Annotated in this window: 18 protein-coding genes; 12 read left to right on the forward strand and 6 right to left on the reverse strand. The window is 61.9% G+C overall.

Annotated elements, in window-relative coordinates:
- Nucleotides 1-12: 12 nt before the first annotated feature.
- The 6 genes from AC07E3_RS11950 to motA all read right to left on the reverse strand — a co-directional run bounded on the left by AC07E3_RS11950 (nucleotide 13) and on the right by motA (nucleotide 4,925).
- Nucleotides 13-453, reverse strand: a complete 441-nt coding sequence (locus AC07E3_RS11950; RefSeq protein ID WP_007008643.1) for a hypothetical protein — start codon at nucleotides 451-453, stop codon at nucleotides 13-15.
- Between the two features lie 16 nt (nucleotides 454-469).
- Entirely contained in the window at nucleotides 470-1,540 is a 1,071-nt protein-coding gene (flhB, locus tag AC07E3_RS11955) for a flagellar biosynthesis protein FlhB (RefSeq protein WP_478362135.1), read from the reverse strand.
- Between the two features lie 80 nt (nucleotides 1,541-1,620).
- Complete coding sequence (locus tag AC07E3_RS11960) at nucleotides 1,621-2,631, reverse strand: FliG C-terminal domain-containing protein (RefSeq protein WP_336069376.1); 1,011 nt, start codon at nucleotides 2,629-2,631, stop codon at nucleotides 1,621-1,623.
- A gap of 39 nt (nucleotides 2,632-2,670) precedes the next feature.
- Nucleotides 2,671-3,057 (reverse strand): flagellar motor switch protein FliN, encoded by a 387-nt coding sequence (fliN, locus tag AC07E3_RS11965; protein WP_065815713.1) that lies wholly within the window; start codon nucleotides 3,055-3,057, stop codon nucleotides 2,671-2,673.
- Between the two features lie 25 nt (nucleotides 3,058-3,082).
- Nucleotides 3,083-4,021 carry a FliM/FliN family flagellar motor switch protein gene (locus AC07E3_RS11970; protein ID WP_336069371.1) on the reverse strand — a complete coding sequence of 313 codons (939 nt, stop codon included), beginning with the start codon at nucleotides 4,019-4,021 and terminating at the stop codon, nucleotides 3,083-3,085.
- 31 nt (nucleotides 4,022-4,052) lie between these two features.
- Complete coding sequence (motA, locus tag AC07E3_RS11975) at nucleotides 4,053-4,925, reverse strand: flagellar motor stator protein MotA (RefSeq protein WP_065815715.1); 873 nt, start codon at nucleotides 4,923-4,925, stop codon at nucleotides 4,053-4,055.
- Between the two features lie 143 nt (nucleotides 4,926-5,068).
- Between motA and AC07E3_RS11980 the strand changes: the two genes are divergently transcribed.
- The 12 genes from AC07E3_RS11980 to flgH all read left to right on the forward strand — a co-directional run bounded on the left by AC07E3_RS11980 (nucleotide 5,069) and on the right by flgH (nucleotide 13,721).
- Nucleotides 5,069-6,193: a DUF1217 domain-containing protein gene (locus AC07E3_RS11980; RefSeq protein ID WP_478362139.1), complete on the forward strand. Its 1,125-nt coding sequence runs from the start codon at nucleotides 5,069-5,071 to the stop codon at nucleotides 6,191-6,193.
- An 8-nt stretch (nucleotides 6,194-6,201) separates the two neighbouring features.
- On the forward strand, nucleotides 6,202-6,918 hold the full coding sequence (gene flgF / locus AC07E3_RS11985) for a flagellar basal-body rod protein FlgF (protein ID WP_336069365.1): 717 nt from the start codon (nucleotides 6,202-6,204) through the stop codon (nucleotides 6,916-6,918).
- 8 nt (nucleotides 6,919-6,926) lie between these two features.
- Complete coding sequence (gene fliI / locus AC07E3_RS11990; protein WP_478362141.1) at nucleotides 6,927-8,312, forward strand: flagellar protein export ATPase FliI; 1,386 nt, start codon at nucleotides 6,927-6,929, stop codon at nucleotides 8,310-8,312.
- A complete protein-coding gene (locus AC07E3_RS11995; RefSeq protein WP_336069361.1) occupies nucleotides 8,309-8,950 on the forward strand; it encodes a hypothetical protein in 642 nt (213 codons plus the stop codon). The genes fliI and AC07E3_RS11995 overlap by 4 nt, the downstream gene beginning before the upstream one ends.
- A gap of 67 nt (nucleotides 8,951-9,017) precedes the next feature.
- Nucleotides 9,018-9,395 carry a flagellar basal body rod protein FlgB gene (gene flgB / locus AC07E3_RS12000; protein ID WP_336069359.1) on the forward strand — a complete coding sequence of 126 codons (378 nt, stop codon included), beginning with the start codon at nucleotides 9,018-9,020 and terminating at the stop codon, nucleotides 9,393-9,395.
- Between the two features lie 3 nt (nucleotides 9,396-9,398).
- Entirely contained in the window at nucleotides 9,399-9,818 is a 420-nt protein-coding gene (flgC, locus tag AC07E3_RS12005; RefSeq protein WP_007008633.1) for a flagellar basal body rod protein FlgC, read from the forward strand.
- Nucleotides 9,815-10,123, forward strand: coding sequence for a flagellar hook-basal body complex protein FliE (gene fliE, locus AC07E3_RS12010; RefSeq protein WP_459438751.1), 309 nt, complete (start codon nucleotides 9,815-9,817; stop codon nucleotides 10,121-10,123). The genes flgC and fliE overlap by 4 nt, the downstream gene beginning before the upstream one ends.
- A gap of 12 nt (nucleotides 10,124-10,135) precedes the next feature.
- Nucleotides 10,136-10,924, forward strand: a complete 789-nt coding sequence (gene flgG / locus AC07E3_RS12015; protein WP_007008631.1) for a flagellar basal-body rod protein FlgG — start codon at nucleotides 10,136-10,138, stop codon at nucleotides 10,922-10,924.
- Between the two features lie 6 nt (nucleotides 10,925-10,930).
- On the forward strand, nucleotides 10,931-11,398 hold the full coding sequence (flgA, locus tag AC07E3_RS12020; protein ID WP_336069351.1) for a flagellar basal body P-ring formation chaperone FlgA: 468 nt from the start codon (nucleotides 10,931-10,933) through the stop codon (nucleotides 11,396-11,398).
- Nucleotides 11,395-12,498, forward strand: coding sequence for a flagellar basal body P-ring protein FlgI (locus AC07E3_RS12025; protein ID WP_478362144.1), 1,104 nt, complete (start codon nucleotides 11,395-11,397; stop codon nucleotides 12,496-12,498). The genes flgA and AC07E3_RS12025 overlap by 4 nt, the downstream gene beginning before the upstream one ends.
- A 9-nt stretch (nucleotides 12,499-12,507) precedes the next feature.
- Nucleotides 12,508-13,020, forward strand: a complete 513-nt coding sequence (locus AC07E3_RS12030) for a MotE family protein (protein ID WP_336069346.1) — start codon at nucleotides 12,508-12,510, stop codon at nucleotides 13,018-13,020.
- Complete coding sequence (gene flgH / locus AC07E3_RS12035) at nucleotides 13,017-13,721, forward strand: flagellar basal body L-ring protein FlgH (RefSeq protein WP_065815724.1); 705 nt, start codon at nucleotides 13,017-13,019, stop codon at nucleotides 13,719-13,721. Before AC07E3_RS12030 ends, flgH begins: the two co-directional genes overlap by 4 nt.
- Nucleotides 13,722-13,725 lie beyond the last annotated feature (4 nt).

Here is a 13,725-nt window from a genome sequence, read left to right on the forward strand (position 1 = left end):
GGGCCCGCGCTGCTATCCGTTGATCAACGGTCTTTCCGTGCGCACGATGCGCGAAGCCTGCAGGGTGTCGGCGAGATAGCGCGAGTTCGCTTCCGGATCGTCCGAGGGGTTGTCGAAGGCCACATAATTGACCTCCACGCCGGCATTGTCGGCACTCAGCTCCAGCGTGAAATAAACCGTCGCCCCCTGCGGGCGAAGCTCAAGGTCAAGCGATATGCGAGGGCTCCCCCCCCATGTCACATGCGCGTCGCATCCGTGGCCAAGCCGCAATGTACCCGGCATGAAATACAGTTCCGCAGCCGACTCCACGATATCGGCTACGCTCGCCAGGCTCTCCAACCGAATGAAAGCGATGTAGTCGGCCACGTCTATAAGACGCAACTCGTTGGCCACCGCGCGAATGGCGTTGGCAACGATAATTTCTCGAGCAGGCGAATGCGGCTGCTTGTCCATAGTGTATCCCTGCTGACTACGGTCTTTCACCGGTTCTGTAGATGCGGCGGATCAGCTCCGCCACGGCCTTGTAGAACTGTGACGGAATCAAATTATCAACCGAAACTTGTTTGTACATGGAGCGCGCGAGCACCGGTTCCTCGAAGACAGGAATGTTGTGCTCCGTGGCGATCTCCCTGATCCTGAGCGCGATGAGATCCTGCCCCTTTGCCACGACAACGGGCGCTGCATCTTCATCCCGTCGATAGCGAAGCGCGATGGCGAAATGGGTCGGGTTGGCGATCACGAGCGTCGCCTGCGGCACGGCCGACATCATGCGCTGGCGGGCGCGATCACGCGCAAGCGAGCGCAGCCGCGCCTTGACGATCGGATCACCTTCGGTCTGCTTGTGCTCGTCCTTCACCTCCTGCCTCGTCATGCGCAGGTCCACCCGCCACTGATGACGCGACCAGAAAAGATCGGCGACGGCGATAACCGCGACCACCAGGGTCACGACCACAAGGCTCTGAACCGCGATGTCGCGGATGACGGACGTGAATTCCACCGGATTGGTGATCATGCCGGCGAGGAGGCGGGTCTCGGCCTCGCGCATCGCCAGAACCAGAAAACCACCTGCCACGATGATCTTTCCCACTGATTTTGCGAATTCGACGAAGCCTTTGGCACCAAAAATCCGGCTCCAGCCCTCTTTCAGCGAGATTCGTGAAAGTTTCGGCTTGATCCGGTCGAGCACAAAGCGCGGCGTGTTCTGCAGCACGGATGCGGCAACGCCAGCCGCCACGAGCAGAAGCATGACGATGCCGACAACCTTTGCGATCTCCATGAAAACGAGCTGGTAAATCGCCATCGCATCGGAGCGTGTTTCAAGCGACCAGCCATCCGCCCGCTCAAGAAAGATGGACAGGAAGCTGCCAAGCCGCACCGCGCTGTCCTGCGCGAAGAAGATTGTGAATGTCAGAATGGCAAGAAAGGAAGCAAAAACCGGCGCCTCTTTTGAAAAGGGCAATTGGCCCTTGTCGATAGAGTCACGGATCTTCTTTTCCGTTGCCTCTTCTGTCTTGCTTTCCTTGTCGGCACCTTCCGCCATCAGGACCTTCGCTCAGACGATTGAAGATGTGGTCGCCCGGCTCCGCGGGATCGCGCGCCGGGCTTCTCCTTCCGAAACCGTCAGGCGGCTTCCTGCTGCTGCATGCTGGGCAGGACAAAACTACCCTGCTGCGCGAGCTGAACCGCACTCGCGGAGATGCGTCTCCGGGCCTGCATGATGTCGGCCTCCTGCACGTCCTCCGAACCGGAGCTGAGCTCGGCTTCGATCATGCGGCGCGTGCGCTGGCCCAGTGCCGAGAGGACAGCCTCCACGGTATCCTCCGGCGCGTTTCGAAGTGCCAGCGTGACAAGCTCGCTCGACAGGCCGTCGAACAGCGCAACACGCGCCTTCTGGTCGAGCAGCACGATCTCCTCGAAGCTGAAAAGCTGCGAGCGGATCGCCTTCACGTCGCTTGTGCCTGTCAGCTCCAGATCGTGAATGACCTCGTCCGCCTGATCCTTGTCGAGTTCGTTCAGCAGCGAGGCGACACGTGCGAGTCCGACAGCGGAATCCTTGCCCGCGCGCATGTTGCGCAAAAGGTCACTCATCCGGTTTTCAATAAGCTTCTTCGCCTGCACCGGCATTTCACCCGTCGCGGCCATGCGGCTGACGACGGAGGTCCGCAGGTTCTTGTCCAGGCTCACCAGAACCTTGGCCGCGATGGACGAAGAGATACCGCTTAGAATGGCCGCGATAACCTGCGGGTGTTCCGCCGAAATCAATTCGATCAATTCTTCAGCCGGCAGCTTCTCAAGTTCCGCCCAGACCTCCTCTGCCTCGCTGGCGACCGGCGCATTGCGCCCCATGAGAAGGTTCATCTCTTCTTCGGAAAGGGTTTCATTGAGGATCGTGTCGATGCTGTCCGCAGAATCGAGCAGGCCGGCCCCTTCAGTGAACTCGCTCTCGAATTCGCTGACCACCTTCTCCAGCTCCGCCTGCGGAATTGTCCGCAACAGGCGTGCCCCTTCCATGAGCGCCTTGAGTTCGTCCTGCTTGAAGAACTTCAAGAGCCGCCCCGCCGAGGGCTTGCCCATGGCCACGAGAATGGTGGCTGCCTTCTGTGCCTGTGTCAGAGCCAGAGCTTCAGTCATGACCGATCCGACCTTTCTATCCGCAATCCGTTATCCGCGTTATTCAGCAGATGCCTTGCCGGCGATTTCAGTGAGTTTCACACCGAAGCGTGACGGATCGTCATCGACCAGCGTAATCTCGCCACGCGCGATGCGCCGGCCGTTCACCACGATCTCCACCGGTTCGCCGACACGCCGGTTGAGCGACACCGTCGAACCCTTTTTCAGGGCCATGAGCTGCGATACCGGCATCTCGGCACTGCCCAGTACAATCTGGACCTCAACCGGGATGCTCATGACCAGGTCTGGATTTCCCGAAAAGGAATCGACCCTTTCACGCGCACCGGGGCTATCCTCGTGAAGAACGTCCTTGAGTTCCTCAATCGCCTTGTTGAGCTCTTCCTCGCCGTTTTCCTGCGGCTCAGGCTCGGCATTCGTCATCGTCATTCTCCTTCACCGCCTTTCCGGCACATCATTGCGCCAGAAGTCCCTCGACGACATCCTTGCGGGCGTCGAAGGGTTGTTTGATCCGCACCGTGTAGTGATGTCCGGCCTTTCCGAAGTCACACGTGAACACCGTCTTGTCGCGCACGGCGAGCCGCGCCTCAGGCTGCGCGCCGTCGCCAAACTCGATCACCTGACCTTCGTGAAGCGATGCGAGTTGTCCAAGCGCCATGCGCATCAGCGGAATGGTCGCTTTGAGGCGCACATTCGAGCGCATGACCTCATCGCTGAACCGGTTGTGCCAGTCGGCCGCCTTCGCATTCTGCTGGCGCTTGTCGTCCGTCTCGGTGTCGCGCGTTTCAAGCAGCAGCCGCTGCGGCATCCATGCGGTCAAAAGGCCGCCCTGCTCTTCCCCGCCAACGGCAAACCGTATCCGCACACCCGGACCGTCACGCACGACGAAGCGGCGAAAATCCGCACCCGCCAGCACCGTGGGCATCTGCAACCGCAGACCGAGGGAACGGGCGCCTTTTCCGTTCAGCGCCTTTGCGAAGAGCTCGAAAGCATGGGCCGCCACATCACGCTCGATGGCAGAAGGCGGGCGCTCGACCGGAACCGCCGGCAGCTCGGGATTGCCGCCGAACATCGCGCCGACGAGCAGGGATATGGCCGTGGGGTCGAGCCGCATGGTCAGCGCGTCTCCGGAAACTTCTCCAGGAACGACCACCAGCGCGTCGCAGCAATCGGGCTGGGGCTTCAGCTCCGCAAGCCGCACGATCTCCACATCAACCAGATCCACCGCGATCGGTGTCGGCAGCTTTTCTTCCAGGCTTTCCATCACGCGCGGCAGGGCCCGTGTCGCACAGGAGCGCGCCGCCTCGACCACCTTTCGCGGATCTCCGGTGGCGCCCACCAGCCGCTCCACGACCAGCGCACGCATCAGTTCTGGGTCTTCCGTCAGCGCCATGATCGGCTGTTACTCCGTTGATCCTGCTGCATCACGCGGCCTGCTTTTCGCCACCGGCATTCATGGTGCTCTGCTCGACCGCATCGATCGTCGGCCGGTCATAAGCGGAAATGGTCTTGCGGCCGAACTCAAGCGCCACCTGCGGCAGCGAGCCGTTCATGTAGGCAAGCAGCGTCTGCTTCACGATGACGTAGAGCCGGTTCTTCTTTTCGCGCACGATCTTGATCTTGGTCGCGATCGGGCCGACCACCGCATAGGACATGAAGATGCCCAGGAAGGTGCCCACAAGCGCGGCGCCGACCAGACCACCCAGTATCTCGGGCGACTCGTTGATCGCGCCCATGGCCTTGATGACGCCCAGCACGGCAGCCACGATGCCGAGCGCCGGCAATCCCTCGGAGACGGCGACAAGTGCATTGTACGATTTCAGCTTGTCGCGGCGGATGGTCTGGATTTCTTCATCCATCAACGCTTCGATCTCGAAGGGCCGGGCATTGCCGATAATGATGATACGGCAGTAATCGCAGATGAAATTGGTAAGATCCTTGTTTTTCAGGATCGTCGGATAGGTCTGAAAGATCGCGGATTCTTCCGGGTTGTCGATATGGGCTTCAACCTCGCTGCGCGACTTGGTTCGCAATTCCCGCATCAGGCTGTGCAGGACACCGAGCGTCTCGAGATATTCGGTTTCCTTCGGAACCGCGCCCTTGAATGCCTCGACACAGGCCTTGCCGGCGTCTTTCACGGTCGACATGGGGTTAGCGACCAGAAACGTGCCGAATGCCGCGCCGCAGATGATCACGAATTCCCACGGCTGGAAAAGCACGTCCACATGCCCGCCCATTGCCATATAGCCGCCGATCACGCAGCCGAGCGTTACCACCAGTCCAACAAGAATACCCATCTATACCGCCATCTTTTATAGGCCTCTCCTCCTGTGTATCCGCCGTGGCTTGCGTGAGGCTTGAATGCCGAAAGTCTGCGCGAAAGCCTCGCGCAAGATAGGCGAACTAGGGTTGCGCAACCGAAGATGGCGGAGGGTGCGCCTTGATCAACACGTTCACGAGCTACAACCTCATCAACCGCGACCTGTCGCGGTCGCTGGAGCGCGTGCAGTCGCAGCCCATGGTGCAGCGCGAGACCGAATATTATCAGGAGAACATCGGCCGGGTGACCTCCATTGAGGAGTTCGTCAATAACGACCGCCTCTTCCGCTATGCCATGAAAGCACACGGGCTGGACGACATGGCCTACGCCAAGGCGTTCATGGTGAAGGTTCTGGAGGAGGGCATCAGCGCCCCCGACAGTTTCGCCAACAAACTGACCGACAAGCGCTATGTCGAATTTGCCCGCACCTATAATTTTGCGGCCGGTGGCGCCGACACCACCAACTACAATCCGGCGCAGAAGGGAACGGTCGACAAATATCTCACACGCGCCATCAAGAACGGCACGGCACCGAACGATCCCGCACTGATCGGCAGCATCAACAACTATCTGGCGAAAATACCCGACATCAAATCCGTCGATGATCTGATGGGCGACCAGGAAATGCTGACCTTCGCGCTCATGGCGCATGGGTTCGAGGTGGACGAAGTGATCGACCTCAAATTCCTGCGCTCGGTTCTGGAGGGCGGCATCGATGATCCCGAAAGCCCCGCAAACCAGACCGAAGACAAGCGCTACAGGGCACTCGCGGAAGCCTTCAATTTCGCCCGCTACGGCGAAGACGCGACCACCTACAACATCGCAAACAACCTCGCCGTCGAACGCTATGTGCGCCAGACGCTCGAAGAAGACGCAGGCAGGGAAAACGAGGGCGTGCGGCTGGCGCTCTATTTCCAGCGCAAGGCCCCCGAATTCCGCTCCTACTACGAACTGCTCGCTGACAAGGCCATTGCCCAGGTGGTGCGCACTGCGCTCGGTTTCCCCGCAGCGCTGGCCCAGGCCGACATCGACAAGCAGGTCGAGATGATCAGGGAACGCATCGACATCGCGGATTTTCGGGATCCGGAGAAGCTGGAGGACTTTCTGAAGCGCTTCACCACCATGTGGGAGCTTGAAAACCCGACCAGCTCCCAGCAGACCTCCATCGCCGCGCTGTTCAGTCAGCCGGCGGAGTTCGGCATCTCCACCGACATGCTTTTCACCATTGCGCAGCTGAAGAGGTAAGAGACCCCATGCAGACCGGACTCTACGTCGCCCTGTCCTCCCAGGTGGCGCTTGAAAAGCGCCTTGGAACACTGGCCGACAACGTCGCGAATGCCGGTACGGTCGGCTTTCGCGCCACATCGGTAAACTTCCGCGACATGGTCAATGGCGACGGCCCGGATTCTGTCTCGTTTGCCGCACCCGGCACACCCAGCATTGCCATCCATGCGGGCGGCCTGCGCGAAACGAAAAACCCTTTCGACTTCGCAGTACAGGGCGATGCCTGGTTCGCGCTCGAGACGCCGGCCGGCACAGTCGTCACGAGGGATGGCCGCTTCACCATGCGCGAGACCGGCGAACTGGTCAGCATAGACGGGCACCCGGTGCTCGACGCCGGCGGCGCGCCGTTGCTGCTCGATCCCCTTGCCGGTCCGCCTGAGGCAAGCGCCGATGGCACGCTGCGCCAGAATGGCCAGCTGGTCGGCGCCATCGGCCTCTACGCCTTCGCCCCCTCGCAGGACTATGCGCGGTTCGGCAACTCCGGCTTCGTTGCCAATGATCCGCAACCGGTGATCGACCAGCCGGATGCGGGCGTGGCGCAGGGTTTCGTGGAAGAAGCCAACGTCAACCCGGTTCTCGAAATGATGAACCTTATTGAGGTGCAGCGCACCTTTGAACACGTCTCGGCGCTGATGAGCGATAGCGACACCGCGCTGAAAGATGCCATCAAACTGCTGGGCGCATGAGAGAAGCCATGACAGAACCCGCAGTGCCAGCCTCACCGCCGAGGGAAACCGTGCTCACGGCACTGGAAGAAGCCTATCGGCGCATCGCGGGCGATGAGCGTTTTCTCATCCGGCATGGCGGACGCGTCAGCGAAGTTTCTCCCACGCATTATAGCGTGCGCGGCCTGTCTGAAACGGCAAGGCTCGGTGATCTGGTATCGCGACACAATCGCAAGGGCGGCATTGCCGGTGCGGGCGAAGTGGTGCGCATCGCGCAGGACGGTGTTCTCGTCGCGCCTTACGAAGAAGCCGGTTCTGTCGGTCTTGGCGAAGCCGTGTTCAACCGTGGACAACTCGATCTCGCGCCCGCCCCGTCCTGGCGCGGCAGGGTCGTCGACGCGCTTGGTCGCCCCGCCGATGGGAAACCCGCTCCCGCTGGCGGACCTTCAGTCTCCGGCTTCGCCCCCGTCACACCGCCGGCCATGCAACGGCAGCGTGTTTCGGAAGCGTTCCGGACAGGCGTTCGGGTCATCGACATCTTCACCCCGCTTTGCCATGGGCAGCGGCTCGGCGTTTTCGCCGGTTCCGGTGTCGGCAAGTCCACGCTTCTGTCCATGCTGGCCAACGCGGATGCGTTCGACACGGTGGTGATCGCGCTGGTAGGAGAACGCGGGCGTGAGGTCCGTGAATTTCTCGAAGACACGATCGGACCGCAGGGCATGGCCAAATCGGTGGCTGTGGTCGCCACCAGCGATGAAAGCGCCATGATGCGCAGACGAGCACCGGATACAGCCATGAGCATCGCGGAGTACTTTCGCGATCGCGGTGACAAGGTGCTGCTCATTCTCGATTCCATCACGCGCTTTGCCCATGCCCTGCGCGAGGTCTCCATCGGGGCCGGCGAGCCACCCGTGGCGCGCGGCTACCCGGCATCGGTGTTCACCGAGCTGCCGCGCCTGCTCGAACGCGCCGGGCCCGGCGAAGCCGGCCGCGGATCCATAACCGCCATACTGTCCGTCCTTGTCGACGGCGACGATCATAATGATCCCGTCGCCGACGCAGTACGGGGCATTCTTGACGGTCACGTCGTGCTCGACCGCGCAATCGCCGAACAGGGACGCTTTCCACCCGTCAATCCGCTGGCCTCTATCTCGCGCCTTGCCGATCGCGCCTGGAAACCCGACGAAAAGCGCCTCGTAACCCGGCTGCGCTCCATGATCGCCCGCTTTGAAGACACACGCGACATTCGCCTGCTCGGTGCCTATCAGCCTGGAAACGACGCGGAACTCGATCAGGCGGTCCGCCAAATTCCGCTGATCTACGATGCCCTTACCCAGTCGCCGAACGATCCACGTTCGACTGATCCCTTCACGGATCTGGCGATGAAACTGAAAGCCGGAGAACCGGTACAATGACGCTGAAACTGGCCAGTCTTGAACTGCCGGACGGGCGGCGAACCGAACCGAACCCGACCGCCGCACCCGTTGTCGAGGCTCCTCTGCCTTCGCGACGATCCGCATTTCTTCCACGTCGCCTTGAAAAGGCGAGCGCCCTGCACAAGCCGGGCAGCAGCCGGAGTGACTGGATGATCATGCTCGGCGGCATTGGGCTTGCCGCCGTCTGTGCCATGTTTCCCTGGTATATCTTCTTCAATCAGGAACAGTTTGGCGTTCGCCCCATGACATTTGCCGGCCGCCCCTCCCCGCAGGGGCCGTCACGCGAGGCTCTGCCTGCCCTGGTCGGCGCACGCATTCCCTCCCAGATGATCCCGCTGCCACAGGTCGACTACACCTCCACCGGCACGGTCGACCGCACACCGACCGGGGTGCTTGAGGATCAACCCTTCCCCGGCGATGAGCCGGGCTTCCGCCTGGTACACGCGGTCGGGGGGCGCGCCATGATCGAAGATGAAGACGGCTACTGGCTGGTCCAGCGCGGTTCACGCCTGCCGGATGGCAGCCGTGTCGCCCAGATCGTTTGGAAAAACGGGCAGTGGGAAATGATCACGACGCGCGAACTGGTGATCAGGGTATCTGCCGAAGACGGAACGTAAGGCCCGCACAAGACTGGCTGCCTAAAGTGCCGTTCAGGATGTTTGCATAGACCGAGAGACCTGCCTGATGCAGCCCGTCAACCTGTTCGATCTCGCCACCCAGCAGGCGAAATGGCTTTCCGTCCGTCAGACGACGGTGGCGAGCAATGTCGCCAACATCAACACGCCCGGCTACAAGGCGCTTGAGGTCGAGCCGTTCGAAAATGTTCTGAACGGCTCGCGGGTGGCTTTGAAGAGCACCAATCCGAACCATCTGCAATTTGGCGCGACCAACGCTTCTTTCGCCGTCGGCAGTACCGATGACCCGGCCGTGCTGCCCTCGGAGAACACGGTGAAAATGGAAAACGAACTGGCCAATGCAGGTGAGGTTCGTCGCTCGTTCGAGCTCAACACGGCCATCGTCAAGGCCTTTCACCGCATGCTCATGAACACATCGAGAGGATAATCCGTGGACCCGCTTTCCGCATCCCTGAAAGTCGCCGCATCCGGCCTGCAGGCGCAGTCCGAGCGCATGCAGGTGGTTTCGGAAAACCTGGCAAACGCCAAGTCGACCAGCGACATTCCGGGCGGAGATCCCTATCGCCGCAAGACGATCAGCTTCGTCGCCGAGCTCGACCGCAATATCGGCGGCAGCGTCGTCGAGGTTGGATCGGTTGCCCGCGATCCCACCGAGTTCACCCTTGAGTTCAACCCCGGTCACGAGGCGGCGGACGAGCGCGGCTACGTCAAGATGCCGAATGTGAACGTGCTGATCGAGATGGCCGACATGCGCGAGGCCAACCGCGGCTATGAAGCGAACCTGCAGGTCATCAAGCAGGCGCGCGAACTCATTTCCATGACCATTGATTTGATGCGGAGCCAGTCATGATTCCTCCAGTCGGCAGCATTGCCCCTTCGACCCTGACGGAAGCCACCGGCATTCAGCCGGCACGCCAGGCCCCCGCCTCCGAAACCGGAGAAGCCTTCAGCGCCATGCTGGGCGAAGCAGCCGCCAATACCATGGCAAGGCTCAACCACGCCGAGGGTGTCTCGCTGAAGGCACTTCAGGGCGAAGCCGAAACCCGCGAAGTTGTGGATGCGGTCATGAGTGCCGAGCAGGCGCTGCAGGCAGCGATCGCCGTCCGCGACAAGCTCGTCACCGCGTATCTCGACATCAGCCGCATGGCCATCTGAGGAGCCTGATTGATGAAAGCCCTGTCGATCGCCGCCACCGGCATGAGCGCCCAGCAGCTCAATCTTGAAGTCATCGCCAACAACATCGCCAACATCAACACGACCGGCTTCAAGCGCGCACGCGCCGAGTTCTCGGATCTGCTCTATCAGACCGAGCGCATGCAGGGCGTTCCCAGCCGCGCCAACCAGGCCATCGTGCCGGAGGGCGCAAATGTCGGCCTCGGCGTCAAGGCCGCGGCTGTCCGCAACCTGCATATCCAGGGGCCGATGAACAACACCGGCAACAAGCTGGATGTCGCGCTGGTCGGCAAGGGCTGGTTCGAGATCGAAGGCACTGATGGCGAGCCGCTCTATACGCGCGCCGGCTCCTTCAACACCAATGCGACAGGCCAGCTCGTCACCACCCAGGGCTACAACGTGAACCCGGCAATCGTCATTCCCGAAGATGCCGTGGAGGTCGTGATCAACAAGACCGGACAGGTTTTTGCGCGGATCGACGGGCAGGCAGAGCTTCAGGACCTGGGTCAGCTCACACTTGCCAACTTCGCCAATGAAGCCGGCCTCGACCCGATTGGCGACAATCTGTTCCGCGAGACTCCCGCTTCGGGAGCCGCCATTCAGGGCGTGCCGGGCGATCCGGGCTTCGCCGTCATCGAGCAGGGCTATCTCGAGGGCTCCAATGTGGACCCCGTAAAAGAAATCACAGAGCTGATCTCCGCGCAGCGCGCTTACGAGATGAATTCAAAGGTCATCCGCGCGGCCGATGAAATGGCTGCAACCGTCACCCAGTCGATCCGGTAGGTTCGCATGAAACGGCACACCCTCCTCTCCGCGCTCATCCTCGCACTGGCCAGCTTCGTTGCGACCGGCCTTCCGGCTGCGGCGCTGGAGCAGGCGGTGGTGTCTACCCGCGTCATCTATCCCGGCGAAACCATCTCCGTAGACGCGCTTGACGAGGTGGTTCTGCGCCGCCCGCCACGCGGCAACACGGCGATTGCCCGGATGCTGGAAGACATTGACGGCAAGGTCGCCCGGCGCACGCTGCTTCCGGGCCGTCTCATCCCCATCAGCTATGTCCGCGATGCCTATCTGGTGGAAACCGGCAGCCCCGTCACCGTGACCTTCAGCGAAGGCCCCCTCGTCATTTCCCTGCGCGCGGTTCCGCTTCAGGCGGGTGCCGCCGGCGACATGATCCGGTTGCGCAACATCGAGAGCGGCCGCACCTTCACGGGTGTGGTGCTGGCTGACGGAAGCGTTCAGGTCGGTGCCATATGATGTCTCGCCTTTTCCTTTCAGTCCTGATGGCGCTGACGCTGGCCCTGCCGGCCGGCGCCGCATCGCGCATCAAGGACATTGCCATGCTGCAGGCCGCACGCGACAACCAGCTTGTCGGCTACGGCCTGGTGATCGGTCTGCAGGGCAGCGGCGACAGCCTGCGCAACTCGCCCTTCACCGAACAGTCCATGCGCGCGATGCTTGAAAATCTCGGCATCGCGTCGGAAGGTGGCCGCGCCCGCGCAAAAAACGTTGCCGCCGTCATCGTCACCGCAAACCTCCCGCCCTTCGTGCAGTCGGGCGCACGGATCGACGTCAGCGTCTCCTCGCTGGGCGACTCGACATCGCTCGCCGGCGGCACGCTGGTGATGACGCCCCTTCGCGCCGCCGATGGCGAGATTTACGCCGTGGCACAGGGGTCCGTCATCGTTTCCGGTTTCAGCGCCCAGGGACAGGCAGAAACACTGACGCAGGGCGTGCCGACCTCGGGCCGCGTGCCCAATGGCGCCATCATCGAGCGCAAGGTCGAGGCTTCCATGTCCGACAGCGCAAGCCTTGTCCTGCAATTGCGCAACGCGGATTTCTCAACGGCCGTGCGCGTTGCAGACGCGATCAACACCTATACCGGCTCACGTTTCGGTGCCCGGCTTGCCCAGGAAGAGGATGCCCGCACGATCCGCATTCGCCGGCCCAAGGGCATCTCTTACGCCCGCTTCTACGCCGAGATCGAAAACCTGATGGTGGAGTCCGACGGTCCGGCCCGCGTTGTGGTCGACGAGCGCACCGGCACCGTGGTCATCGGCAATGACGTCCGCATTTCCCGCGTTGCCATAAGCCACGGCACGCTCACCGTGCGCATCACCGAGACGCCGCGTGTGGTCCAGCCCGAGCCGTTCTCGCGCGGCGAGACTGCGATCGAACCCTTTACCGAAATCGAAGCCGACCAGCCCGATGCCAATGTGGCGCTGCTGGACGGTCCCAATCTGCAAACCCTCGTTTCCGGCCTCAATCGGCTGGGCGTGAAGCCCGATGGCATCATTGCGATCCTTCAGGGCATCAAGTCCGCCGGTGCGCTTCAGGCCGAACTCGTGCTGCAATAGGTGCGCCGCATGTCACGCCGGACCCGATTGAAGAAAACCGCCTCCGCCGCGTTCGCCGGTCTCGTTTTCGCTACGCAGATTGCGCCGCTCCATGCGCTGGCGGCAGACAATCCTGCCAGCATGAAGCCGGACGAGGTGGAACGTTTCTGCGCCAATATTGCCGACGCCGCGCGGGACCGCCGCTATGCGCTCCAGGCCATGGAACTGAAAAAGCTCAGGGGCGAAGTGGACGAACGTATCGCCGCACTTGAGCAGAAGCGCGCCGACTATGAAGGCTGGCTTCAGCGTCGCAACGTCTTCCTGGCGCAGGCAGAGGCCGGCATCGTGGAGATCTACGCCTCCATGCGGCCCGATGCTGCCGCCGAGCGCCTTGCGGAAGTCCGTGTGGAGCTTGCCGCCGCAATCCTGATGAAGCTCGAACCGCGCACGGCGGGCATCATCCTCAATGAAATGAACAGCAAATCCGCAGCGACACTGACGACCATCATCGCCAGCGCCGCGCGTCCGGAGGACCCGACATGACGTTCCGGCCCGTATTTCTCCTGCCGCTGGCCTTCGTTGCCGGCTGTTCGCAGTCGCTGAAGGAGATCGGAAAGGAACCGGCCATGACTCAGGTCGGTGCCACAATCGATCCGGAAGTGATGGCTGCCTACAACTACCCCAAGCGTCCCGCCCCGGCGCTCACGCGCTATTCTCTTTGGGACGACAAGCAGAGTCGGCTCTTCACAGATCCGCGCGCGCTCAATGTCGGCGACATTCTGACCGTCGAAATCTCGATCAACGACAAGGCACGTTTCAAGAACGAATCCGAGCGCTCCCGCGATGCGGCGCGCAGCCTTGGCCTTTCCGGTTCCTATTCGGTCGGCGGCGCGGGCTCTTCAGCCGCCGCTGAAGGCAAGATCGGCTCCGGCACCTCGACCGCGGGCGGCGGACAGACCGAACGCTCGGAAAACATCCGTCTTCTCGTGGCGGCCGTGGTTACACAGGTCCTTTCCAACGGAAACCTGCGTATTCGCGGCACCCAGGAAGTGCGCGTCAACGCGGAGCTGCGCATTCTTACCATCGAGGGCATCGTGCGGCCGAGCGACATCGACCCGCAGAACATGATCTCCTACGAGCGCATTGCCGAGGCGCGCATCTCCTACGGTGGACGCGGACGGATCAGCGAGGTTCAGCAGCCGCCCTACGGCCAGCAGTTCCTCGACCAGGTGCTTCCATTCTAACCCG

The organism is Nitratireductor lacus (assembly GCF_056431025.1).

Coding starts and splice junctions, on each gene's coding strand:
- AC07E3_RS11995 (WP_336069361.1), top strand. CDS start 8,309: ATGACGCTGAAACTGGCCAGTCTTGAACTGCCGGACGGGCGGCGAACC.
- flgH (WP_065815724.1), top strand. CDS start 13,017: ATGACGTTCCGGCCCGTATTTCTCCTGCCGCTGGCCTTCGTTGCCGGC.
- AC07E3_RS11950 (WP_007008643.1), bottom strand. CDS start 453: ATGGACAAGCAGCCGCATTCGCCTGCTCGAGAAATTATCGTTGCCAAC.
- AC07E3_RS11960 (WP_336069376.1), bottom strand. CDS start 2,631: ATGACTGAAGCTCTGGCTCTGACACAGGCACAGAAGGCAGCCACCATT.
- flgF (WP_336069365.1), top strand. CDS start 6,202: ATGCAGACCGGACTCTACGTCGCCCTGTCCTCCCAGGTGGCGCTTGAA.
- flgG (WP_007008631.1), top strand. CDS start 10,136: ATGAAAGCCCTGTCGATCGCCGCCACCGGCATGAGCGCCCAGCAGCTC.
- motA (WP_065815715.1), bottom strand. CDS start 4,925: ATGGGTATTCTTGTTGGACTGGTGGTAACGCTCGGCTGCGTGATCGGC.
- AC07E3_RS12025 (WP_478362144.1), top strand. CDS start 11,395: ATGATGTCTCGCCTTTTCCTTTCAGTCCTGATGGCGCTGACGCTGGCC.
- flgA (WP_336069351.1), top strand. CDS start 10,931: ATGAAACGGCACACCCTCCTCTCCGCGCTCATCCTCGCACTGGCCAGC.
- fliI (WP_478362141.1), top strand. CDS start 6,927: ATGACAGAACCCGCAGTGCCAGCCTCACCGCCGAGGGAAACCGTGCTC.
- fliN (WP_065815713.1), bottom strand. CDS start 3,057: ATGACGATGACGAATGCCGAGCCTGAGCCGCAGGAAAACGGCGAGGAA.
- flgB (WP_336069359.1), top strand. CDS start 9,018: ATGCAGCCCGTCAACCTGTTCGATCTCGCCACCCAGCAGGCGAAATGG.
- AC07E3_RS12030 (WP_336069346.1), top strand. CDS start 12,508: ATGTCACGCCGGACCCGATTGAAGAAAACCGCCTCCGCCGCGTTCGCC.
- fliE (WP_459438751.1), top strand. CDS start 9,815: ATGATTCCTCCAGTCGGCAGCATTGCCCCTTCGACCCTGACGGAAGCC.
- AC07E3_RS11970 (WP_336069371.1), bottom strand. CDS start 4,021: ATGGCGCTGACGGAAGACCCAGAACTGATGCGTGCGCTGGTCGTGGAG.
- flhB (WP_478362135.1), bottom strand. CDS start 1,540: ATGGCGGAAGGTGCCGACAAGGAAAGCAAGACAGAAGAGGCAACGGAA.